The following is a 22,804-nucleotide window of genomic DNA, read 5'->3' on the forward strand; positions in this document are numbered from 1 at the left end:
TCTCCCTCTGAAAGCGGATGCAAAGGTAATCATTCTTTTCCCCTTATTCCAAAATATTTTTTGTAAATATTTTTGGGAGAGATTTCTTCAAGAGGTCAGGTGGAATTCCTTCTTCGTTTAGAAGGGATGCAAAGGTACTACTCTTATGTTATACTTTGCAACCCTATTCTAAAAAATTACTTAAAATCTTTCAGGACTGTTTCACTTCTGTCTGGTCCTGTGGAGATTAGGTTAATAGGAACATTGACTACTTTTTCAATAAAGGAGATGTACTGATGCACTTCTTTAGGGAAAGCGTCATAAGTTTTAATTTTATTGATTGGGACGTTCCACCCGGAGAAGTCAGAAAAGACAGGGCTATAGTTGCTATTTATCAGGTCGTGGGGCAATTCGTCAGTCGGTTTGCCATCGACTGAATAGCTCGTACATATCTTAAGTGGATTAAAGTCTGTAAGCACATCTCCCTTCATCATGAAAAGGGATGTGACTTTATTGATCATGATAGCATACTTCAAAGCCGGCAGATCGAGCCAACCACAACGCCGTGGACGGCCTGTGGTAGCGCCAAATTCATGACCAACCTGCCTAAGTCTTTCACCAGTTTCTTCAAGTAGCTCGGTTGGGAAGGGGCCGCTGCCCACTCTTGTGCAGTAGGCTTTAAAGATGCCGTAAACCTCTCCAATGTTACCGGGTGCTATTCCGAGGCCGGTGCAGGCTCCAGCAGCTGTGGTATTAGAGCTAGTAACAAAGGGGTAGCTTCCAAAGTCAATGTCGAGCAATGACCCCTGGGCGCCCTCGGCCAATATTTTAGCTCCGGAGCTAATATGCTTATTGATTACATACTCACTATCGATGAGTTGGCAGTCTTTTAGAAAGTCAATAGCCTTGAAGAAAGCTTCCTCCTTTTCGGAGAAATCGTGCACGTAGTTATAGAACTCCAGGATCTTGAGGTGTTGTTCTTTTAGTGCGTTGTACTTCGCTTTAAAATCGGGGGACAGGATATCGCCCACCCTGAGTCCGAGCCTCGCCACTTTATCCTGATAAGTTGGGCCAATCCCTTTTAGTGTGGAGCCTATTTTCTTTTCTCCCTTTGAACTTTCGTAAGCAGCATCGAGTTGGCTGTGGCTTGGGAGAATAAGAGAAGCCTTTTTTGAAATAAAGAGCCGTCCATTGATGTCAACATTATATTTCGACAAAGCCTCTACTTCTTTCTTGAATATGATAGGGTCGAGCACCACGCCATTGCCTATGATATTGATTATGGAGCTATGGAAGATTCCAGATGGAATTTGATGGAGTACGTGCTTGATGCCATCGAATTCCAAAGTATGACCTGCGTTTGGTCCACCCTGAAATCTGGCGATTACATCGTATTTGGGCGCCAAAACGTCCACAATCTTTCCCTTACCTTCGTCTCCCCACTGAAGGCCCAAAAGTACATCTACCGCCATTTTTTTAAGATTTTTTAAGTTTTTCTATTGCCTCCGTTTCGCTGTCTACTATAGAAAAAATAGCATTGAGCTTTGTGATCACCAGTAGCTTTTTGACATGGTCAGAAGGATTAACAAGCACTACCTCTCCACCCTTGTTTCTGAATTTTGTAAGTATCGTTATCAGAACGCCTATACCACTACTGTTGATATACCTGACATCTTCTATGTAAAGCGCACAAAGGCTGACCTGTTTATCGATAGCATCTTTGACTATCTCTACCAACTCGGCTCCGTTGTTTTCGCCGATCAAGTCGCCTTCAAAATGGAGATGAAGAATTTTATCGCTTATGTTATGTGTGTATTTCATTCAGGCGCAATTATATAAGGAGAAAGCTCAGTTTAAAAATTAGAAAGTAAATTTTACGCTTTTTATGTTTTGGCCAGCTCTTCTCTGTTGCCGCAAGAGGCATTCGTACAGTTGCCATATAGGATGAGAGAATGATGCATGACGTCGAAGTGCAACAAGTCGCCGACGGTATTCTGAATATTCTGGATTCTTGGATCGCAAAACTCCATTACCTTGTGACATTCGGTACAAATCAAATGATCGTGTTGCTTGTAGCCATATGATTTTTCGTATTGGGCCATGTTTTGCCCAAACTGATGTTTTGAGACCAAGTCGCATTCAACAAGTAAGTCAAGCGAATTGTATACCGTGGCTCTGCTCACTCTGTAGTTTTTGTTCTTCATACTTATGTATAAAGATTCAACATCAAAGTGGCCACCCCTGGAATAAATCTCTTCCAGGATAGCAAAACGTTCGGGAGTCTTCCTCAGCTCCTTTTTTTCGAGGTAAGCTGTAAATATCTTTTTTACCTCTGAGAATATTTTTTCGTTGAGTACCATACTTTCAAAGTCACAAATATAGTAAAAGCTGGCTTAGTCAAGCTGCTCTAAGTCATCGTATCTGGAGACGCTGTAAACATCACTAATTTCCTCGAGTTTCCGAATCAGGGTGTCAAGATGTTTCGTGTCCTGGATATATAACTTAATTCCACCCTGAAAAATCCCATTGTCGGTGTCAATAGTTATCGACCTCATGTTCACCTTGAGTTCGTCGGATATTACTTTGGTGATATCGTTGATCATTCCCATTCTGTCGGTGCCGGTAATTTTCAGCCCCGTAAGGAAAGCAATCGCCTGCTGAGACGCCCATTTTGCCTTCACTACCCGGTAACCGTGATTGGACAAAAGCTCAGGTGCATTAGGGCAAGACGTGCGGTGGATTTTGATGCCTTCATTGACTGTGACAAAGCCAAAAACCTCATCACCAGGGATGGGATTACAGCATTTGGAAAATTTGTAGTCAATCACATCCATGTCCTCGCCGATCAGCAGCAGGTCGTGGTCTTTGCCTTTTACTTCAGTGATCTGCTTTTCAAAGGCACGGGCGTCCTGAATTTTATGACCATTCTTTTGGACATTCCCTTCCTTAAAGTCCTTGAATCTCTTGATGTCCTTTGAGTCGATCTTGCCTTTGCCTACCTCAAAGAAAAATTCCAAAGGCGTTTTGGCACCAAAGTATGCAACCAACTGGTCCAGGATTTCGCTAGAAAGGGTCAACTTCATTTGCTTCAGTTTACGAAGCACTATTTCTTTTCCTTCGGCGGCGGCGGCCTTCCTCTCTTCTTTTAGAAGATCCTTGATTTTTGACTTGGCTTTCGAGCTAACCACGAGCCTCAGCCAGCCTTCATTTGGTTTCTGCTTGCTGGAAGTCAGGATTTCAACCTGGTCTCCATTTTTTAGCACATGATTTAAAGGTACAAGCTTTTGATTCACCTTTGCCCCGATGCAACGTGCGCCAATTTGGGTGTGTATATCAAAGGCGAAGTCAAGCGCAGTGGCTCCATGTGGTAATGTTCTCAAATCACCTTTCGGGGTAAAGGCGAAAACTTCTTCCTGAAAGAGGTTGGATCTGAAATCATCGACAAACTCAATAGCCGAGGAATCGTTTTGCTCCAGCATGTCCCTCACACGGGTGATCCACTGCTCCAGGCCGGATTCCTGTGGGTTTGATTTATTCTCTTTGTATTTCCAATGAGCTGCATATCCTTTTTCGGCAATGTCGTCCATTCTGCGAGACCTGATTTGCACCTCCACCCAGTTGCCATGGTGGGACATAACTGTAGTATGCAAAGACTCATAGCCGTTCGCTTTCGATGTAGAAATCCAATCACGAAGTCTGTCGGGGTTGGGCTGGTAGTAGTCGGTAACAATGGAGTAAACCTGCCAGCAGGCAGCCTTTTCGTTTTCGTATTCGGTATCGATAATAATTCGGATGGCAAACAGGTCATATACTTCCTCGAAGGGGATGTTCTGCTTGCGCATTTTATTATATATAGAGTATATCGATTTGGGGCGGCCCTTGATTTCCACTGTCAAACCAGATTTTTCGATGGCCGATTGAATTGGCCTCACAAAAGATCTGATGTACTTGTTTCTGGACGCTCTGGTTTGGCTGATACTATTGGCAATAGACTTATAAGTATCGGGCTCGGTAAATTTGAGGTTTAAGTCTTCGAGTTCAGATTTGATTGTGTACAGTCCCAGTCGGTGAGCCAGTGGGGCGTATAGATAAATTGTTTCAGAAGCAATCTTCAGTTGTTTGTTGCGAGGCATGCTACCAAGCGTTCGCATGTTGTGTAGCCTGTCGGCCAGCTTCACGAGAATTACTCTCACATCTTCCGAAAGGGTGAGTAGCATTTTTCGGAAGTTTTCGGCCTGCTGAGAGCTACCATATTCGAAAACACCGGATATTTTAGTGAGTCCATCAATGATTTTGGCGATCTTTGGGCCAAACTCCCGCTCAATATCAGCAATACTAGTGTCGGTGTCCTCCACTACGTCGTGCAGCAAGGCTGCCACAATAGACGTGGTACCCAGACCAATTTCTTCCACGCAAATCTGCGCCACCGATAGGGGATGAAAAATATACGGCTCACCGCTCTTCCGCCTCATTTCCTTATGGGCTTCCATAGAGGTATTAAATGCCTTCTTGATTAGCTTGGCATCTCCGTCTTTCAGAAGTGGCTTTGCCAGTCGCAGCAAGCGCCTGTACCTCTGAATTATTTCCCGCTTCTCTTCCTCAATATCTACCGCCTGCATGTTACTTTATTAACGAATACCTATTTAAACAAATTTTTGTTACTACACGTTGACAAAACAAAATATTTCTCTACATTTGCATTCCGTTTTCAAAAGCGGGTGTGGCGAAATTGGTAGACGCACTAGACTTAGGATCTAGCGCCGCAAGGCATGGGGGTTCGAGTCCCTCCACCCGCACTAAAAAACAAACCCTCCTACGCAATTGCTGAGAGGGTTTTTTTATATTGGATTGACTCAACAAAATTCTACAACATTGGATATTCAACTCGACAAGATTACTAAGACAGAAGCCCTAATTAAAATTAAGGTTTCAGAAACTGATTATCAACCCAAAGTTGAAGAAAAAATAAGGGAGTATAGTCGCAAGGCCTCCATTAAAGGCTTCCGCCCAGGGAAGGTGCCTCAGGGCATGATTCGCAAAATGTATGGCAAGTCAATTCTTGTGGATGAAGTGAACCATATGCTTTCTCACAAAGTGTCAGATTACATCAAGGACAACAAGTTGGAGATCATTGGCGAACCTCTTCCCAATGTTGAAAAGGCGCAAGACATTGACTGGGATGTGCAAAAGGATTTTGAGTTTGAATACAATGTCGGGTTGGTTGATGAATTCTCGATTGACCTCTCCAAAAAGGTCAGCGTGACTTCGTACTCGATCAAAGTTGATAAGAAGCTAATTGCGGAAACAGTTGAGAACCTAAAGAACCAGTTCGGCGAAACCACCGATCAGGAAATTGCAGCCGAGGGAGACAACCTTTTCGGTGTTCTGAATGCTGAAGATGATGCTAAAGAGGAAAGCATTGTGCTGTATGCCGACAAACTTTCGCCAAAAGAGGCGAAAAAACTAGTTGGCCTGGCCAAAGGAGCTATTGTTGAGGTGGATATCAAGAAGCTTTTCAAAGAAGAATCAGATTTGGCCATCGCTCTTGGCATTACCAAAGATGAGGCTAAGAAACTGAAGGGCAAATATACTTTTGAAGTAAAAAATATCAGCCGTGTGGCTAAAGCCGAGGTCAATCAGGAATTGTTTGATAAGACGTTTGGCAAAGACGCCGTTAAGTCAAACGAAGAGTTTGAGCAAAAAATAAAAGAAACCATTTCTGAAAACTACCAGCAAGAAACAGACATGTTCCTTGACAGATCAATCAGAAATGAGCTGATCAAAAACACGAAACTTGAGCTTCCGGATAGCTTTTTGAAAAGCTGGTTGCTGAGAACGAATGAAGGGCAATTGACTCCGGAAGATATCGAGAAAGAATTTGATGCCTATACCAAAGAATTGAAGTGGTCTCTTATAAGAAACAAAATCAGCAAGGATCAGGATTTGAAAATAGAGCACGAGGATGTAATGGAAGAGGCCAGAAAGTTGATCAGAAGGCAGCTTGCCGGCAGTGGCATGGGATCTCAGTTTGAGTCGAGCATCGATATGTTTGTTAACAACTACCTTCAGGGGGAGAATGGTGACAATTACATGAAAGTTCACAATCAGGTTCAAACGCTGAAAGTAATGGAGTACATCAAGTCACAAGTGACGATTAAGTCGAAGGAAGTTAGTCTTGATGATTTCCGTGACCTGCCTATGAACTAAGAACCAACTTTTTGGGTTAAATTGAAGTCCTTTCACAGAAGGGCTTTTTTTTTATTTTTGTGTCAACCCATTAACAATACGTCAAATGTATAAAGAGCTTTCAAAAGAAGAGTTTAGGAAATACGCAGTGAAAGGCCAGGGGATTTCGGGCTCTGTTTTCGATCAATATGCAAGCAGAGTTGAGAATATGACCCGGTCGGTTATCGAAGAAAGACCAACAAGATTTGCAGAAATAGATGTTTTTTCCCGCCTGATCATGGACAGGATTATTTTCCTGGGCATGCAGGTAGAAGAAAATATCGGTAATATTATCACAGCACAGTTGTTGTTTCTGGAGTCTGTAGATGCAAAGAAAGATATTTTGCTATATGTGAACAGCCCTGGAGGTTCGGTTTATGCTGGCTTGGGTATATATGACACTATGCAATATGTGACCCCTGATGTGGCCACTATTTGCACAGGCATGGCTGCTTCAATGGGTGCAGTGTTGTTGGCCGGCGGTGCTAAAAACAAGCGTTCCGCATTGCCTCATGCAAGGATCATGATCCACCAGCCGAGCGGTGGCATGCAGGGCCAGGCCAGGGACATGGAGATTACCCTGAGACAAATGCAGGAGTTGCGGAAGGATTTGTACACCATTCTTTCGAACCATACTGGCAAACCATACGAACAAGTGGAGAAGGATTCAGACAGGGATAACTGGATGAGGCCAACCGAAGCGAAGGAGTATGGTTTAATTGACGAAGTTTTACAAAGAAAATCATCTAAATAAAGTACTTTTGGAAGATAAGATGGCCCAAGTAACTTGCTCATTTTGTGGGAGAAACAAAAAGGATGTCGACCTGATGATCTCAGGCATACATGCTCATATCTGCGATAAATGTATTTCGCAGGCTCAGCAAATTTTGCAAGAAGAAACAAAAACAAGGACTAGCACAGCGAAGCCAAAGTTCAACCTCATCAAACCTATTGAGATCAAGAATCACCTTGATGAGTTTGTTGTGGGCCAGGATGAAGCCAAAAAGGTTATTTCCGTGGCAGTGTACAATCATTACAAGCGATTGACGCAGGAAAAGACGGATGATGATATTGTTATAGAAAAGTCTAATATCATAATGGTGGGAGAAACTGGGACAGGTAAAACCTACCTGGCCCGTTCTCTGGCCAAAATATTGCAGGTTCCTTTTTGCATCGCTGACGCTACGGTACTGACCGAAGCCGGCTATGTTGGTGAGGATGTTGAAAGTATCCTGACGAGGTTGCTGCAAGCTGCCAACTACGACGTGGAAGCGGCCGAAAGAGGGATCGTTTACATAGACGAGATTGACAAGATTGCGAGAAAATCGGACAACCCATCTATTACCCGTGACGTGAGCGGAGAGGGCGTTCAGCAAGCGCTTCTAAAGTTGCTCGAAGGAACACAAGTGAATGTGCCGCCTCAGGGAGGAAGGAAGCATCCCGACCAAAAAATGATCACAGTGAATACGGAAAACATCTTGTTCATTTGTGGCGGTGCTTTTGATGGCATTCATAGGATGATTTCGTCCAGAATGACGACAAGACCGGTTGGTTTTGCTGCTGGCGCTGACAAAGAAGACGACGTGTTTATTGACAAGGATAACCTTCTGCAATACATCACGGCGCAGGATTTGAAGTCCTACGGTTTGATCCCAGAGCTTATCGGTCGTATGCCGGTACTCACCTACCTGGATCCTTTAAATAAGGAGACACTCAAAAAAATACTTACTTCTCCAAAGAACGCCCTGACCAAACAATACAAGAAACTGTTTGCGATGGAAGGTGTGGAGCTTGAGTTTGACGACGAAGTATTGAACTTTATCGTTGACAAAGCCGTGGCATTTAAGCTTGGCGCCAGGGGGCTGAGATCTATCTGCGAGGTAATCGTTAACGATGCGATGTTTGAAATTCCATCATCGAAGGATGTAGAGAAACTGGTTATCAGCAAGGATTACGCTGAAGAGAAAATGAACAAATCGAAGTTCAAAAGACTAAAGGCCGCTTAGGCCTTTTTTTGTTTCAAGAAAGATGCCATTTCCCTGGCGGCTTCTTCCGGAGCGTTCTGTTCACCAATAATCGTGTCTACTAAATCGTAGCCTTGCAACATCGCCCTTTTATATCCGTTGCTATCGGAGACGATGGAGTTGAGCTCTTTTAGCACATTATCGGGTGACATTTCGTCCTGTATCAGCTCCCTTACTACCTCCTTATTTGCAATCAGGTTGACCAAAGAAATGAAAGGCACTTTAATAAGCCTCTTGGCCAGGGCGTAGGAAATACCACTTGTTCGATAAATAACAACTTGCGGTGCTTTTAACAAGGCTGCTTCGAGGGTGGCAGTGCCAGAGGTTACAATAGCGGCCTCGGCTAGTTTGAGGATTTCATAAGTCTTGTTGTAAACCAGCTCTACGTTTCCCCCGCTATGTTTTAGTGCTTCGTAGGCGCTATCAGGAAGGTTGTCGACTGCTGCCACCAGAAAATGAAACTCTGGCTTTGCCGGCACTATCTGCTTGAGCATTTCCACCACATTGGCTACCTCCTGCGCCCGACTTCCCGGCAGCACGGCGATCACTTTTTTGTCCGCCCAGGCACCTAAAAACTGCTCGTCGAAATCATATGACTTAATAGCCTCCTTCAGAGGATTTCCCACATAGGAGACGTCAAACTCATACCTTTTAAAAAACTCCACTTCAAATGGAAGAATGCAAAAAAGCCTATCGATCAGCCGCTTCAGCTTATACGCCCGCTTTTGGTTCCACGCCCATACTTTAGGAGAAATGTAGTAAAAATTGGTAAAACCCTTTGCCCTGGTGAAGGCAGCAATTCTCAGGTTGAACCCCGGGTAATCGATAAAGATCACTGCATCCGGATTGAATTCCAAAATGCTGTTTTTGCACTCTTTTTGAAGTCTGGCCAAGGTTCTCAGGTTTTTGATCACCTCCCAAAACCCCATGATGGCCAGCTCCCGATAGTGTTTGAGGATAGTGCCTCCCGCCTTTTCCATGTAGTCGCCACCCCACCCGACTATTTCCGCTTCAGGGTCGAGTTTCTTTAAGTAATTGATTAGAAAAGACCCATGTAAATCTCCAGACCTCTCTCCTGCAATCAAAAAATACTTCATTCGGTCCGGGTTTGGGTGGTTAGTGAGTGTATCGCAGGCAAAGGATGCTATTCTCCAAAATACTCTACGTAATTGCGGGGCGTCTCGTAAAGCTTGATGGCATGCAAAGTTGCGCTTGGCGCAATTTCTTTGACTCCCGGAAAGAGTATCTTCCAGAACTCAAAAACTATGTTCTCGCAGCTCGCCATTTTCCCCTCAAGAAAATCGACATCCAGGTTAAGGTTTTTGTGGTCCACCCTTTCAATCACCCTTGAGCGAATAAGCGTACTTAACTTCTTAAGGTCAATGACAAAGCCTGTTTCTGGATCGGGCATTCCTTTGACTGTTATGATCAAGTCAAAATTATGCCCATGCCAGTTTTCGTTAGCACAGGGGCCAAAAACCGTTTCGTTTTTCTCCTTTGACCATGCCGGATTGTATAGCTTATGAGCTGCGTTAAAATGTTCCTTCCTGCTTACGTAAATCATTCCCCAACAAATTTTCGCAAATATAAGAAGAATGTGTGCGTGTTACGCAGGCTTTCAGTCTTTAGGCTTTATTGGCCTGCTATTTAGCCCTATATTTGGGCAAAATAACTCTGAATGATCGTAGTAACTGGTGCTGCTGGCTTTATTGGAAGCTGCCTTATTTCAAGCCTGAACAAGAAGGGCTTCCGGGCCATTGTGGCTGTTGATGACTTTTCCAACGAAGAGAAGAACAAAAACCTCGAAGAGAAGCAAATAATAGAACGTGTGGACAGAGATGACTTCTTCGGCTGGATCGAGAATAATCAAAAGCAGATAGAATTCATCTTTCATCTGGGAGCACGCACAGACACTACCGAGTTTGACCGGGAGCTTCTTTGGAAGCTGAATACAAACTATTCAAAAAAGGTTTTTGAGTTGTGTACGCTGTATCAAATTCCGCTGGTGTATGCGTCGTCGGCCGCTACTTATGGCCTGGGGGAAGTTGGTTACGACGACGATGAATCGAGGCTTTCCGAGCTCAAACCATTGAACCCGTACGGTGAGTCGAAGAATGAATTTGATATCTGGTTATTGCAACAGGAGAAGAGACCGTTCTTTTGGGCCGGCCTCAAGTTCTTCAATGTATACGGCCCCAATGAATACCACAAAGGAAGAATGGCCTCTGTGATCCTTCATGCCTACCATCAAATAGAGAAAACAGGCAAAATGAAGCTTTTCCAGTCGCACAATCCAGCCTACAAAGACGGTGAACAAATGCGTGACTTTGTGTATGTGATGGATGTGTGCAGTATTTGCCTGTTTCTGATGCACCACAGGAAGGACAGTGGCATTTACAACCTTGGATCTGGCCGTGCGAGAACATTTAAAGACCTGGTGCTGGCAGTGTTCAACGCACTGGAAAAAACGCCTGAGATTGAGTTCATACCCACGCCTGAGGACATCAGGGACAAGTATCAGTACTTTACTGAGGCCAACATGACTAAACTAAGATCTATCGGGTATGATCAGCCTTTTACAGAGCTGGAAAGTGGGGTTACGGATTATGTAAAAGGCTATCTATCCAAAAGCACATACTACTAAACGTCGGCTTTTACCATCTGGTGATAAAATAATATAGTAGTTTTAATGGACAGGCTTATTATCAACCGAGCTCCCTATTCATGAGGAAAGAAGTACTTTTAATTAAGCTCCTTCAAGCAATTCTCGTTATTGCCCTCCAATGCAATACTCTATCTGCGCAGAAGAGTGAGGCACTGACTTTCCACAAAGACATAGCTCCGATCATTCACCAAAATTGCACTCCGTGCCATCAGCCGGGGAAAGCCGGGCCATTTAATCTTATCACTTACCAGGATGTATCGAACAAAGCAGATTTTATTGTGTATGTTACCAAAACACGATATATGCCGCCCTGGCAAGCCGATCCTTCGTATCAAACTTACCTAAACGAGCGTTTGCTTACCAACGAAGAAATAGCCTCCATACAAACCTGGGTAACACAAGGAAAAAAAGAAGGAGACAAAAAGGATGCGCAATCAATTGATGTGCCTACGGGTCCATATCCAGAACGCAAACCTGACCTAAGCTTTGCCATGCGCAGTCCCTTTACGATTAGTGATGCCGGAAAAGACGACTATAGGTTTTTCAATATCCCCACCCACCTTGCCGAGGACACCTACCTTGAAGCAATTGAGTTTGTTCCTGGCAACAAAAGGCTGGTTCACCATAGCCGCATTATGACCGACACCAGCCATATGGTTCGGCATATTGAAGGCCTCTCGGCCAACGATTCAGCCATCTGGCAATTCAACAAATATCCTCCTCTTGACAGGTTTCTTTACGGTTGGGTACCTGGCAACTTCCCCATCTTCTTTCCCAAAGGAACCGGTAAGAAGATCAATAAGGATGTTGACCTGATCCTCAACATACATTACGCCCCTTCCTCTGTACAAGAAGAGGATCTTTCTGTTATCAATTTATACCTGGCCCAAGGAAAAATAGAAAAGGAGGTTAAAACCATTACTATTACGGAAGAATACATCCTGAATAACCGATTTCTAATTCCTAAAAATACCAAGCCGTATTTCGAGGCCGTCTATCTGCTAGACACCACAATTGAAGTAATTGCAGTGATGCCCCACATGCATTATCTGGGCAGTTCTTTTAAGGCTTATGCCATTACTCCGGAAAAAACTGAAATACCTTTAATACGAATAAACAAGTGGGATTTTAACTGGCAGACCAGCTATCAATTCAAAGAATTGGTGCAAATACCAAAAGGCTCGATTATTAAAGTGGAAGCTTCCTACGACAACACAGCAGGAAATCCCGCCAATCCAACATTCCCACCCCGGGATGTACAATACGGCTGGAATACAACCAGCGAAATGATGAATCTCGTTCTATATTACATCGAAAAGTAGGAGCGCCAGCAAGGCTTCCACCCAATTCCCTCTCCATTGTATAGATGCCCTTCGGCCTTCCGAACATTCTCTTCACTCATTACGGGATGAAATCTAACGTCGCCACATTCAGTTAACAAACTGCCCAAAACAATCACAGAAGAGGCACAAAAAAAGCCACCCAAGACCTTGGGTGGCTTTTAGATGAATATTTAAAATTCAATTATTCACTACAAAGGTCCAATTTAATTTTACCAGCAGAAGGGTTCGAAACGTCGGCAACCACGTTTCCGCTTGGCGAAATAATTTTGAACACGCACTCACTGTTATAGGAGTCGTCGCTCCACTCAAAGGAAAGTGATGTGGTTCCTGCAGGAACATTTACAGTTGCACTTCCCGACGAACCACCACCGTCAGGTATTTTCACCTGCGCAGCTTCAGCACCATCAACAAGAACGCTGATATAGCCTCCCTGCCAACCATCGCCGTACGTGTCAGTCAACTGGAATGACCAGTCACCTACTGGCTTGGAAATTTCAGCTGCACAAACGATCGCCCAGGCATATGAGCAGTTGGATCCAGGAAATTCAGTACAAACTGAAGGAGACCATGAATCAAACAACCTACCATCAGCAGTAGTCAACTCCCAACGAATTGAGAAAGAGTCGCCGGGTACAAACTTAAAGTTTGTGCTGCTGGCCTTTCTATTAGGCTTATCAGGGTTACTCCAAACTGGAGTAGCTGTGCCGTCCTTATCGTAGTCAAAGGAAGAGTCCTTAAACATCTCATACATATCATCCTGAGAAATAGTGAATGATGTTGTCACCTTGTTAGCAGGCACTGCAGCTCCTTCTATAGTCAGGAACGACACACCATCCGCACCACCATAGTTTGCTACGGCAGGGTTACCATCAGGATCAGTGTAAGCTTCGCTGAAATATGCAAAAATCTCTATTTTAGTTACTGTATTTTTACCGTCAATAGAGTTCCACAGCATATCAAAAGTAATGTCCTGACTAGCGTCTCCACTTAGAAAGTCACCTTTTGAGCCATCAGCTACAACTGTGTACGCATTGACAGCTGATTCCCATTCGGGCAGTATCACCAAATCCTCGTCCTTACAGGCAGGTATAACAACCACCATTGCCAGTAATACCAGGATATATTTATTTAGTTTTTTCATAATTGTCTAATTAACTAATTAAAACTGAAACTTAAGTGTATCCCAGAACACTGCAGCCGAAGGATTGTCATAAATGATAACCGGAGTTTTGCTATTCAGGTTAAGTTCATCCTGCGCATACGGGAAACGTAGCGCAAACTGACGTGGCAACTGAAGTGGTGTCTGAATATCAGCTGGAAGCCCTGTTCTACGGAAGGCATTATACTGCTCAATACCATTCCCGAAGTTAGCAAACCAAGCTTGTTTCAGCACATAGGCAAGTCTGGCGTTTGGAGTTCCGCCTGTAGGGTAAGCGGCGATGACCTCAGCCCTAAGAGCAGCTCTTGTTTTGAAAGTAATTGGCCAGCTATAAGCCGTACCCCAAGTAGACTCATCAGCAGCTACAGTTTGACCACGAGAACCAAAATCCCAAACTTTGTTCATCTGATCGGTCAATGCCGAGTTAAGCAGCGCAGATTCGCTTGCAGCTACCTTAGAGATATCTGTTCCCAAGGTGATAGACGCTTCCAAAAGATAGAACTTCGTCATCCAGCTTGTTAGCATAGGAAAGTAGCCTACACTAGAGCCCTTGTTGCCTCCGCCTGAACCAGCCGTAGCGTCAAACACACCACCGGATGGATAAGAGCCAGGGATAGTTCTGATAGGGTTGTCATTCGGAATACCTGATGGATCAGCTCTGTCCCTCCCGAATATACCAGCCAAATAAGCCTCTTCAGATGAAGAAAGACCGTCTGGGTCTGACCCAAACAAAGCATTGGTAATATTAGGATTCAATACAAAGTATCCATAAGTACAATCCGTTCTCTGAGAGCAAGGAATCGTCTGCTTGTCAGTCGGATCGTCAGGATTTAGCACATTTGAAGTCTGACGATGAAAGTAGAAAGGGAACCTGGGATCACCATTCAACAACATCTCGTACATGAACTGGTGTCCAAAATAGCTAAACCCAGCCTCTCCACCAGCGTATGCAGCCTGGTACCATGGATGCCTAAAATCGGGCGTAACAGCAGTTGGAAACTCATACTGAAAATCATCAGCTGAACTGGTAATCAAGTCACCCTCTGTAACAAGTGCCTGAATCTGACCAGCTACATCGCTAACGTTCCTTGTTTGAAGTAGCAGCCTCAACTTCATAGTTTTAGCTAGTTTTCTCCAACGAGTCATGTTGCCGTTGTAGATGAGGTCACCTCTTACAGCAACCGTGCTTGTTAGTGCAAAGTTGGCAATGGCCTTGTCAAGCAGACTTAAACAGTCGGCATAAACGGCAGCATCGTCATCATAAGCTGGCTCTTTGATTGGACTATCAGCATCACCCTGAAACGCTTCGGTGTAAGGCACATCTCCAAAGAAATCTACCATAGTGCTGAAGTAGTATGCCTTCAGTACCTGACCAATCCCAAGGTAACGAGGATTGTTTCCTTGGGCTTCTGCAGCCAGAACCAGCTCGTTAAGATCCTTGAGAGGTCCGCTGTAGAGAAAATTCCAAGTACCATTCCATGACGCATTGCTGAAGTTAAAATCATCATTTGCAGTTGTTTGCGCCATAAAACCCGTAGATGCTCCATTGAATCCTCCAGCTAACGAGGAAGACATGTTCGATAGCACATTGGCCAACAGAAGATCAACTGCTGCTTGTGACGGGTTGTTCGGATCCGTATTGACATCTAAATCGAAAATGTCGCAGGAAGAAACAGAGAACAAAAGTATTAGCGACATAAATGCAGCTAAAGCTTTTCTATGTAATTTTTTCATATGTTCATACAGTTATTAAAGCCTCAATTAGAAGCTAAGTGAAACATTGAAGCCATAACGACGAGTTGTAGGCGTCGCTCCGTACTCGAATCCCTGCTGATTAGAGTCTGACGTTGCTGTCAATTGTTCAGGATCCAGATTCAGACCTTCCAATACGTTAGGCGCACGGAACCAAAGGTTACGACCAGTTAACGAAATAGAAGCTCTTCCAAACGGTGTATTCTCCAAAATAGATTTTGGCAATGAATAACCAAGGCTTAATTCACGCAGACGAATTACAGTACCATCATACACGTTAACTTCATCCTGTCCGTAAGCACCCCATCCGTTAGAGAAGTGAGAGTCGAATGCAGTAATTGGCGTAGTGTTTCTGATTTTGTTGCCGTTTTCATCCAATACAGCCTCATAAGTCTGATTGCTACCATAAACACCGGGAACCACTCTCAAACCTTCACGATCAACAGAGTTTGCCAGCTGACCACGAAGCATCAAAGAAGCTGCAGTGAAAGAGTAGAAGTCTCCACCTTGTTTCCAGTCAATCAACGCCTTCAAAGTGATGCCTTTGAATGAGAATGTGTTTGTCCAACCAAGTGTAAAATCAGGGTTAGGATCACCGATGATTCCTGAAGTCTGTGTTGGGAAAGGAAGACCCGTATTTTTGTCAATCAAAATATTGCCTTCATCATCCCTTGCATTGCTCGTTCCGAAAATCTGTCCGTAAGGAGCTCCGTTTCTGTGGATAGTTCCAAAAGTAGAACCTGCACCACCGATGAAGATTTCACCACTTGGGCCGGCGTCTACAATTTCAGACTTGATTTTAGTGAATGCGAAGTAAGAATTCCAGGTAAAGCTATTCGAAAGCTTAACTGGAGTCACGTCAAGGCCGATTTCCCAACCTTTATTAGTCAACTCTCCGATGTTTACAATCTCCTGAGTAAAACCAGTTGAGCGTGAAACGGCAGCACTGGCTATCTGGTCAGTAGAACTTCTGGAGAAGTACGTTACGTCCAAACCAATGATGTTGTTCAAAACCCTGGCTTCTGCACCTACCTCAAACTCGTCAGTAAATTCTGGCTTAAGAGTAGCGTTTCCAAGGGTGTTACCCAAAGTTGCTGTATTGAAAACACCTGAATACCTGGGAGACGCAATTGGCAGACCTAATGCGTAGACAGTTCTAACCTGATAAGGGTCGGCATCTCTACCCACTTTTGTTTGTGCTACACGCAACTTTGCAAAGTTGATGAATGACGGCATTGTCACCGCATCACTCAACACAAACGAAAGGCTTGCACCAGGATAGAAATAGTTGTTTGCTCCCTGAGGAAGTGTAGACGACCAGTCATTACGGCCTACTACGTTAAGGAAAAGATAATCTTTGTAAGACAAAGAGATATCAGAATAAACACCGATAAGTCTTCTCAATCTGTCAAAGTCTCTTAGAACAATTTGAGTAGAAGTTGCATTTGTTTTCAACAGGCTGGCTGTGATTACGTTAGCGCCACCAATCGTTCTTCTTGAATACCTTCTTTCATTGGCATTCATACCTACAAGAGCACGGAAGCTAAGATCTTCGTTGATATCCTTGCTGAAAGTCATGATCAAGTTATAATCCTGCTCAGTATTTGAGATATCATCCGTTGTAACGCCACCGTTCGGAACCGAGATTCCACCTGGTCTTATCACATCTCTTCTGAAGTCGTGGTAAGTGTTAACACCACCTTTTAAAGTTACGTTGAACCACTCAGTGACATCGTAACCGGCAGTAATGTTTCCATAAACACGGTTTACATTACTTTCATAAAGGTTGTTCTTGGCAATCCAACGTGGGTTGTCAAGTGCTCTATAAAATATGTTAGAACCATCAACAGGGTGTTCAAATGGCAACCCATTCAAGTCGAAGTTTCTTGGCAGGTAAAACAAACGAGCAAAAATTGAGTTTGTCGCTTGGCCACCATAATAGTCAGAGAATGCACTTGCACCTGACTGTGGAGAAACCTGATTTGTGTTTACATAGTTCACTGTACCTGAAACGAACAATCCATTATCAAGCTGACCATTTCCACCAAAGAAAAGAGTGGTTCTGTCGATTGTTTGATTAGGAACGATACCTTCCTGATTCATTCTTGAGAAACCGGTGTTGATACTAGCTTTTTCGGATCCAGATGAAAGAGTTACGCCGTTCTCAACTACACGGCCTTTTTCGAAGAAACCACCGATGATATCATGCGGCTCTATTTTGTAGGGCGCTGAAACGCTTCTAACTGATCCGTCAGGCATTGTGTAATCCTGCATCAAATCAGGAAACAGGCCTGGGTATCTGTTGCTTATCGGGTTACTAGCCGTACCGTCAGGATAAGGTGAGCCGTCAGGATACAAAGAATAAGTCTTGGTATAATTGGTTCCATACTGAGCGTTGATTTTATCAACATAATCAGGCATAGGAGCACCCCAGTTACCGATGAAACCTCCGTTGTACACCTGGTTAGATCCCTGCGTGTACACATCCTGATAGTCAGGAATACCGGAAATTTCCTGCCAGTTAACAGAACCATTGTAGCTAATCTCCATTCCCTTTTTGGTGTTCTTCTTGCTAGCTTTGGTTGTGATCACAACCACACCGTTAGTCGCCCTGGAACCATAAAGCGCTGACGCTGCAGCACCCTTAAGAATAGAGATACTTTCGATGTTGTTTGGATCAATATCAAATGCACGGTTAGATGTAACTGTGTTTGATCCTGGATCATCATTACCGTTTACACTGTTGTCGAATGGAATACCATCAACAATGAATAGAGGCTGAGAGTTACCAGTCATAGAAGAAATACCACGAATGTTAATTTTGGTAGAAGAACCGGGAGCACCGTTACCACCTGTAATGTTAACACCTGGCATTTTTCCCTGCATAGCACGCAGAGGATCTGGCTCAGCACGCTGAGATACCTGATCAGATGAAAGATTGGCTACGGAATAACCGAGTGCCTTTTTTTCTCTCTCAATACCCACAGCTGTTACAACTACTTCGGTCAATTGCTTAACGTCAGATGCCATTGCAACATCAATAACTGATCTAGCACCAATTTCAGATTCCTGAGTGGTGAGACCAATAAATGAAAATACGAGCGTTCCGCCTGCTGCAGGAACACTAATTTTGTAGTTACCATCAATGTCAGTGATGGTACCTACGGTTGTACCTTTAAGTACAACGTTCACACCGGGTAGAGAAGAACCATCATCCGTAGATGTGATTGTTCCTGACACCACCCTGTCTTGGGCCCAGACTTCGGATACGAAGACTGAAACCAGCATGAAACATAGTAGTAGAATCCTCTTCATACTGTTTTGTTTAAAGTTGGAAATAGGTAATAGTTTTCGATTGTAAGTAAACTCAAACTTAAAGTTTTTCGCTGAAATCTCAAAAAAATCTAAGATTCTTTCGTGGCGTCACATTATATCAAAACAAGTGTTGTAAAATTTTCAAAACCCACATAAAATGCTGTTTTGCTTAATTTAATTTTTCGAGATCACGCAAATTGGGGGAGGTCGCCGAACAATATTTTGAGAATGTTGAGAAAAGTAAACTTGGAATAATCAATTTTTAGTCCTTCAGCAATCGGAATTTTTTTTCGCCGTCGGGGAAATTGGCAATCAGCATATAAATGCCCGGTTGTAAAGTGGTAAGATTAACTTCCGTACTCTTTGAAATAACATTCACGTCCTTTTGAAGCATTTTTTGTCCACCCATGTTAAGAATAGTTATACCAAGCATTCCCCTGTCTCTGTCAGGGTGTCCTAAAGTGACGAAATTACCCGCCGGATTGGGGTATAGGCTCCATGAGTCAAGGCCATCAACTGTGGATGTCAGTGTGTTGTCACTTTCTGTCTGAATTTTCAGGTCGTCGATGGACCAGCCCCAGGCGTTACTAAGCTGATCTGAAAAAAGCCGGAATCGAAAGATGACTGTGTCACCAGCATTGAAAGTGTCGAGCAAATCAGCCGTATGTTGTACGTACAGCCCTTCATTGCCCTTGCCCTCGCTGCTATAGGTGGTCAGCCATGCAGCATTGTAGCTCGCATCGTAGCCGTCTTCAATAGGTTTCCAATCCACTCCGTCTACCGAACCCTCAACGACAACAAAATCGTAGAATTCATCATCACCGAATACAGTTCCCGTTTCGCCAGTTTCGATAATGGCAATGTCACGGTACTTGAAGGTTGGGTTTTCGGCATTGATTACGATGGGGGTTAGCAGTTTGTAGATGTATGTAGTGTCTTCATCGTAGGAATGCCTGGAGTGAATAGCCGACGACAAAAAACCAACAGGCGTAACCACGGAAAAGCCATTACCCGTAAAGTCATTTGCCGCCAGAGGGTCATCAAAGGTGTTGGAATAGCTCAATGAAGGAGCTCTTAGGTCTGAAACTGCAGATTTTGAAATAGAAACATACTCTTTGCCTGACTTAAATGAACGAAGAGCCACCTCTATCTCAGTTTCTCCATCAATAAAAAAGTCAATGCTTGTGGCTCCGCCAGTACTGGGGCCAAGCGTTTTGATCACCTGACTATTTACGAGCACCTGGGTGCTGTCGTAAGGCGACCGCAGCTGGGCTTCCAGGTTGACAAGGCCGGACGGCTTCACGCCAAGCGATTGGATAAACGGCGCCATTGTTACTTCTGGAACATTGGAAAGCAGTGCGGTATAAATACCTCTTCCGTGCGTGGCTATCACCACCTGGGCGTCCACCACCTTCATTTCCCAAACTGAAACTGCTGGCAAACCAGCCAGGCGTATCCATGATTGGCCATCATCAGCACTTTCGAAAATGCCAATTTCTGTCCCCGCCCAAATCACTGAAGGATCGTTTGGCAACACCAAAAGGGAATACACCGCTACGTCCGGAAAGCCCGCAACTCCATTGGCGCTACTTTCGAAGCCTGAGAGATCCTGCCAGGTTTGCCCCAAATCTGTTGTCCTTACTACTTTAGGCAAACCAGCATATGAAAAAAGCACATAGGCTGTGCTGTCTTCCGCAGGGTGGGTGGCAATCCCGGTGATCACACCTTTGAGCTGCGCATTGCCTGTGTAGTTATTCACTTTTTTGAAAGTTTTTCCCCTGTCGGTGGATACTTGCAAGGTTTGAGCGGACGACATGGCGCCTCCCGCCCAAACGATCATTGAATTGGCCTGAGAAACTTCGACATTGGTGAACGACCCTCTATATGACCAGTCGGCGTCCATTTGGCTGGGCACCCATTTATCGCCAAAGTCGGTTGACCTGTATACACCGTTGACGCCAACGCAGAAAAGCACTTCAGGGACAGATTTTGCATTGCCCAGCCTGGAAAAAAAGGGGAAATCAGTCTCTGTGTCGTCCTGAGGCAGGCCAGAGATGGCAGGTGTCCAGCTGCCAGGGGCACCAAAGCTGGAAGACTTAAAAAACGCATTGAACTGAGCGGATCCAATTACCTGCGCAGCATTTCCGTAGTTCCAAACTGCATCGAACCCGTCGCCACCAATCACCCGTGTGTAGCTCGCATTGCCGCCAGGTGAGGTGCCCTCCTGCGAAATGTTGGTCGAGTTATCCTGAAGACCGCCGATATACTGATCCACCCCTGGTCGCTTATCTACCCCGTAAAACTGACCAGTGACCATGCCAGTTCCTGAAAATGTCCAATCTCCATTGGCCGTGCCAGGGTCTTTGTTTATGGCTGAATGATAAACGCCACCATCGTTGCTCGAAATTATCCTGAAGGTGGAATCGGAGGTGGAAATTGAGCCTGCTGTCAATGAATGGTGGTCAACATGAATAGAGGAAGTAGGATTAACGACACTCCCACCAGAGAATTCGGTGTGTTCCCCATAGCCGTCGGCCACAATAGTGACTTGTTTTTTGAGCTTGCTGATACTTGAAAATGTGATATTCAATTTTGAATCGGGAAGGTTCTTCGGGCTCCAGACGCCTCCACTCGCCAGCACCGGCCAAAGGTTGAGTTCCATCTGGTGTTCATGACCACCATTTTTTGCGATTTCAGCGTCTACTGTCGTAGAATAATCCAAAAGATGAACAAAAAGGTATTCTCTGCTGTGCGTGCCACCATCTCCTTCGGTGTTGGATCCAATCAGTGTGAATTCTCCGTCCTCCTGCTGATCCCGAAAAGACACCATCAGTTGCCTGTTATTGGTAACATCCCATGCCTGAAACGGGACTTCCACATAGTCTTTGTACAGGTACTGGGCTGCTGGCACACCTGCGCCCTGCTTGTTCACTGTGAACCTGGCAGCGAGCTGGTTGATGCCGGGCCCAAATCTTATTTCCACATCCACCAGTTCCTCAGCGGCAACGTCACCAATTTCCAGCCCGGGCAAGTTGTTGCCATTGAAGGGCGTGAAATCGATAAACGATGAAGTACCCGTCTTTTCGAACTTCTCAACGGACTTGATGAGAGATGGAGCGGAGGAGTCGATAGTGAATTTGAAGATGTTGACACCCGCCACGTAAACGACATTGTCGAGAAAAGGATGGAACATGATGGCGTTGTCGTAGCCGCCCTGTTCCAGAAAGTCAAAGTTGTTGTCGTCCTTTTCGGAAACATAAGCCCAGCTTGTCCCACCATCTTCACTAATGAATAGATCGGCACCTGCCTCTCCGCTCAGGCTTCCTTCAACTGAGGCAGCAACTTTCAGATGGCTCTTTGCTGACACAGCCAATTCAATTCTTCCGGAGGACTTAAGGTTGGATGATGTGGCTGACCAGGTAGCACCTGCATCCGTAGATTTTAAAACTCCTACAGCCCGTACGGCAGCATACTGTACCGAAAAATCGCCAGGCGCCGCAATTACCTGCTGAACAGGCTCATCGGAGGTGTACACCTTCGTCCAGGTTGTTCCGCCGTCGGTACTCCTGAAGATTCCCGAGGTGGCCGTGTTGAACGTATTGGTTGATGTATTTGCACAGGCTATTACCAGGTTAGGGTTGTTTGGATCTACAATGATCCTGTTAACCACCCGGAACGAATTGTCGGCAACCGTTGACGCTAACTGCACCCAGCTGACACCACCGTCGGTCGACTTAAAAATGCCTGCGCCACCGATACCGTCCAGGTTGCCAAAACCTTCGCCTGTGCCGGCATAAATAATTGCCGGGCTGGTGGCACAAACCGCCAGTGTAGCCACTGCCAGATTAGGCAAGTCGGGCGTCATATTTGTCCAGCTGGCACCGCTGTCAGTAGTTTTCCAGACACCCCCACCGGCTGAGCCAGCCAGCCAGGTGTTGCCTGCAGCATCGTTGGGCATGACAAGAAGTGCCCTTGTTCTACCAGGTATGTTGCCAGGCCCCCTGGACTTCCAGTCGAGCACTGTTCCCAGCGTTCTGAAATTAGCCATTCTGGCTGTCGACTTTTCCAGCTCCTTTAGCTTATAATTAAACTCATATTCGGGGCCGGACTTGCCATCTGGCGTTCGCAGCAGTTGGTGGAATTCGGCAAATCTGGAATAGCCGTCCTGCTTTTCTTCACCCTCTCCTCCTTCGCTGATTTTGTCGAGCAATCTTTGGTGTTCTATACTAAGTTTGGGCTGAATTTTATTTGAAACAGGCTCCTGATGCTTTAAAAAGACGGCCAATGTGGCGACAAGGCAGAGGCCTGCGGTTAAAACTCTATTCATTTTGATCCCCATATG

Annotated in this window: 15 protein-coding genes and 1 tRNA gene; 6 read left to right on the plus strand and 10 right to left on the minus strand. The window is 44.8% G+C overall.

Annotated elements, in window-relative coordinates; genetic code table 11:
* Nucleotides 1–176: 176 nt before the first annotated feature.
* The 4 genes from AAC052_RS16990 to AAC052_RS17005 form a co-directional block, all read right to left on the minus strand.
* The gene (locus AAC052_RS16990; protein WP_339814747.1) at nt 177–1,451 is read right to left on the minus strand and encodes an adenylosuccinate synthase; all 1,275 of its coding nucleotides are present in this window, start codon (nt 1,449–1,451) and stop codon (nt 177–179) included.
* Between the two features lie 4 nt (nt 1,452–1,455).
* Nucleotides 1,456–1,800 carry an STAS domain-containing protein gene (locus AAC052_RS16995; protein WP_317488183.1) on the minus strand — a complete coding sequence of 115 codons (345 nt, stop codon included), beginning with the start codon at nt 1,798–1,800 and terminating at the stop codon, nt 1,456–1,458.
* 62 nt (nt 1,801–1,862) lie between these two features.
* The gene (locus tag AAC052_RS17000) at nt 1,863–2,339 is read right to left on the minus strand and encodes a transcriptional repressor (RefSeq protein ID WP_317488184.1); all 477 of its coding nucleotides are present in this window, start codon (nt 2,337–2,339) and stop codon (nt 1,863–1,865) included.
* 33 nt (nt 2,340–2,372) lie between these two features.
* Nucleotides 2,373–4,598: a bifunctional (p)ppGpp synthetase/guanosine-3',5'-bis(diphosphate) 3'-pyrophosphohydrolase gene (locus AAC052_RS17005; RefSeq protein WP_339814748.1), complete on the minus strand. Its 2,226-nt coding sequence runs from the start codon at nt 4,596–4,598 to the stop codon at nt 2,373–2,375.
* 95 nt (nt 4,599–4,693) lie between these two features.
* Between AAC052_RS17005 and AAC052_RS17010 the strand changes: the two genes are divergently transcribed.
* The 4 genes from AAC052_RS17010 to clpX all read left to right on the plus strand — a co-directional run bounded on the left by AAC052_RS17010 (nt 4,694) and on the right by clpX (nt 8,210).
* A tRNA-Leu gene (locus AAC052_RS17010) sits at nt 4,694–4,775 on the plus strand.
* 76 nt (nt 4,776–4,851) lie between these two features.
* Nucleotides 4,852–6,186: a trigger factor gene (gene tig, locus AAC052_RS17015; RefSeq protein ID WP_317488186.1), complete on the plus strand. Its 1,335-nt coding sequence runs from the start codon at nt 4,852–4,854 to the stop codon at nt 6,184–6,186.
* Nucleotides 6,187–6,271: 85 nt separating this feature from the next.
* On the plus strand, nt 6,272–6,958 hold the full coding sequence (locus tag AAC052_RS17020) for an ATP-dependent Clp protease proteolytic subunit (RefSeq protein ID WP_317488187.1): 687 nt from the start codon (nt 6,272–6,274) through the stop codon (nt 6,956–6,958).
* A 19-nt stretch (nt 6,959–6,977) separates the two neighbouring features.
* Nucleotides 6,978–8,210, plus strand: a complete 1,233-nt coding sequence (gene clpX / locus AAC052_RS17025) for an ATP-dependent Clp protease ATP-binding subunit ClpX (RefSeq protein ID WP_317492372.1) — start codon at nt 6,978–6,980, stop codon at nt 8,208–8,210.
* Here the strand turns inward: clpX and lpxB are convergent.
* Both lpxB and AAC052_RS17035 read right to left on the minus strand, forming a co-directional pair.
* Complete coding sequence (lpxB, locus tag AAC052_RS17030) at nt 8,207–9,325, minus strand: lipid-A-disaccharide synthase (protein ID WP_339814749.1); 1,119 nt, start codon at nt 9,323–9,325, stop codon at nt 8,207–8,209. The genes clpX and lpxB overlap by 4 nt on opposite strands.
* 47 nt (nt 9,326–9,372) lie before the next feature.
* Nucleotides 9,373–9,792 carry a 6-carboxytetrahydropterin synthase gene (locus AAC052_RS17035; RefSeq protein WP_339814750.1) on the minus strand — a complete coding sequence of 140 codons (420 nt, stop codon included), beginning with the start codon at nt 9,790–9,792 and terminating at the stop codon, nt 9,373–9,375.
* 114 nt (nt 9,793–9,906) lie between these two features.
* On the opposite strand from AAC052_RS17035, the gene rfaD reads away from it, so the two are divergent.
* Nucleotides 9,907–10,872: an ADP-glyceromanno-heptose 6-epimerase gene (gene rfaD / locus AAC052_RS17040; RefSeq protein ID WP_339814752.1), complete on the plus strand. Its 966-nt coding sequence runs from the start codon at nt 9,907–9,909 to the stop codon at nt 10,870–10,872.
* Nucleotides 10,873–10,952: 80 nt separating this feature from the next.
* A complete protein-coding gene (locus AAC052_RS17045; protein WP_339814753.1) occupies nt 10,953–12,215 on the plus strand; it encodes a hypothetical protein in 1,263 nt (420 codons plus the stop codon).
* Nucleotides 12,216–12,417: 202 nt separating this feature from the next.
* On the opposite strand, the gene AAC052_RS17050 is transcribed toward AAC052_RS17045, so the two are convergent.
* The 4 genes from AAC052_RS17050 to AAC052_RS17065 all read right to left on the minus strand — a co-directional run bounded on the left by AAC052_RS17050 (nt 12,418) and on the right by AAC052_RS17065 (nt 22,789).
* Nucleotides 12,418–13,377 carry a hypothetical protein gene (locus AAC052_RS17050; protein ID WP_317488192.1) on the minus strand — a complete coding sequence of 320 codons (960 nt, stop codon included), beginning with the start codon at nt 13,375–13,377 and terminating at the stop codon, nt 12,418–12,420.
* A gap of 18 nt (nt 13,378–13,395) precedes the next feature.
* Complete coding sequence (locus tag AAC052_RS17055; RefSeq protein ID WP_317488193.1) at nt 13,396–15,129, minus strand: SusD/RagB family nutrient-binding outer membrane lipoprotein; 1,734 nt, start codon at nt 15,127–15,129, stop codon at nt 13,396–13,398.
* A gap of 27 nt (nt 15,130–15,156) precedes the next feature.
* On the minus strand, nt 15,157–18,462 hold the full coding sequence (locus AAC052_RS17060) for a SusC/RagA family TonB-linked outer membrane protein (protein ID WP_317488194.1): 3,306 nt from the start codon (nt 18,460–18,462) through the stop codon (nt 15,157–15,159).
* 262 nt (nt 18,463–18,724) lie between these two features.
* A complete protein-coding gene (locus AAC052_RS17065; RefSeq protein ID WP_339814754.1) occupies nt 18,725–22,789 on the minus strand; it encodes a T9SS type A sorting domain-containing protein in 4,065 nt (1,354 codons plus the stop codon).
* Nucleotides 22,790–22,804: the final 15 nt, after the last annotated feature.

Origin of the sequence: uncultured Imperialibacter sp., assembly GCF_963974565.1 — a bacterium.
Taxonomy (GTDB): domain Bacteria; phylum Bacteroidota; class Bacteroidia; order Cytophagales; family Cyclobacteriaceae; genus Imperialibacter; species Imperialibacter roseus.

Coding starts and splice junctions, on each gene's coding strand:
- AAC052_RS17050 (WP_317488192.1), bottom strand. CDS start 13,377: ATGAAAAAACTAAATAAATATATCCTGGTATTACTGGCAATGGTGGTT.
- AAC052_RS17060 (WP_317488194.1), bottom strand. CDS start 18,462: ATGAAGAGGATTCTACTACTATGTTTCATGCTGGTTTCAGTCTTCGTA.
- AAC052_RS16990 (WP_339814747.1), bottom strand. CDS start 1,451: ATGGCGGTAGATGTACTTTTGGGCCTTCAGTGGGGAGACGAAGGTAAG.
- clpX (WP_317492372.1), top strand. CDS start 6,978: ATGGCCCAAGTAACTTGCTCATTTTGTGGGAGAAACAAAAAGGATGTC.
- AAC052_RS17035 (WP_339814750.1), bottom strand. CDS start 9,792: ATGATTTACGTAAGCAGGAAGGAACATTTTAACGCAGCTCATAAGCTA.
- AAC052_RS16995 (WP_317488183.1), bottom strand. CDS start 1,800: ATGAAATACACACATAACATAAGCGATAAAATTCTTCATCTCCATTTT.
- AAC052_RS17020 (WP_317488187.1), top strand. CDS start 6,272: ATGTATAAAGAGCTTTCAAAAGAAGAGTTTAGGAAATACGCAGTGAAA.
- AAC052_RS17045 (WP_339814753.1), top strand. CDS start 10,953: ATGAGGAAAGAAGTACTTTTAATTAAGCTCCTTCAAGCAATTCTCGTT.
- rfaD (WP_339814752.1), top strand. CDS start 9,907: ATGATCGTAGTAACTGGTGCTGCTGGCTTTATTGGAAGCTGCCTTATT.
- AAC052_RS17065 (WP_339814754.1), bottom strand. CDS start 22,789: ATGAATAGAGTTTTAACCGCAGGCCTCTGCCTTGTCGCCACATTGGCC.
- AAC052_RS17000 (WP_317488184.1), bottom strand. CDS start 2,339: ATGGTACTCAACGAAAAAATATTCTCAGAGGTAAAAAAGATATTTACA.
- AAC052_RS17055 (WP_317488193.1), bottom strand. CDS start 15,129: ATGAAAAAATTACATAGAAAAGCTTTAGCTGCATTTATGTCGCTAATA.
- AAC052_RS17005 (WP_339814748.1), bottom strand. CDS start 4,598: ATGCAGGCGGTAGATATTGAGGAAGAGAAGCGGGAAATAATTCAGAGG.
- lpxB (WP_339814749.1), bottom strand. CDS start 9,325: ATGAAGTATTTTTTGATTGCAGGAGAGAGGTCTGGAGATTTACATGGG.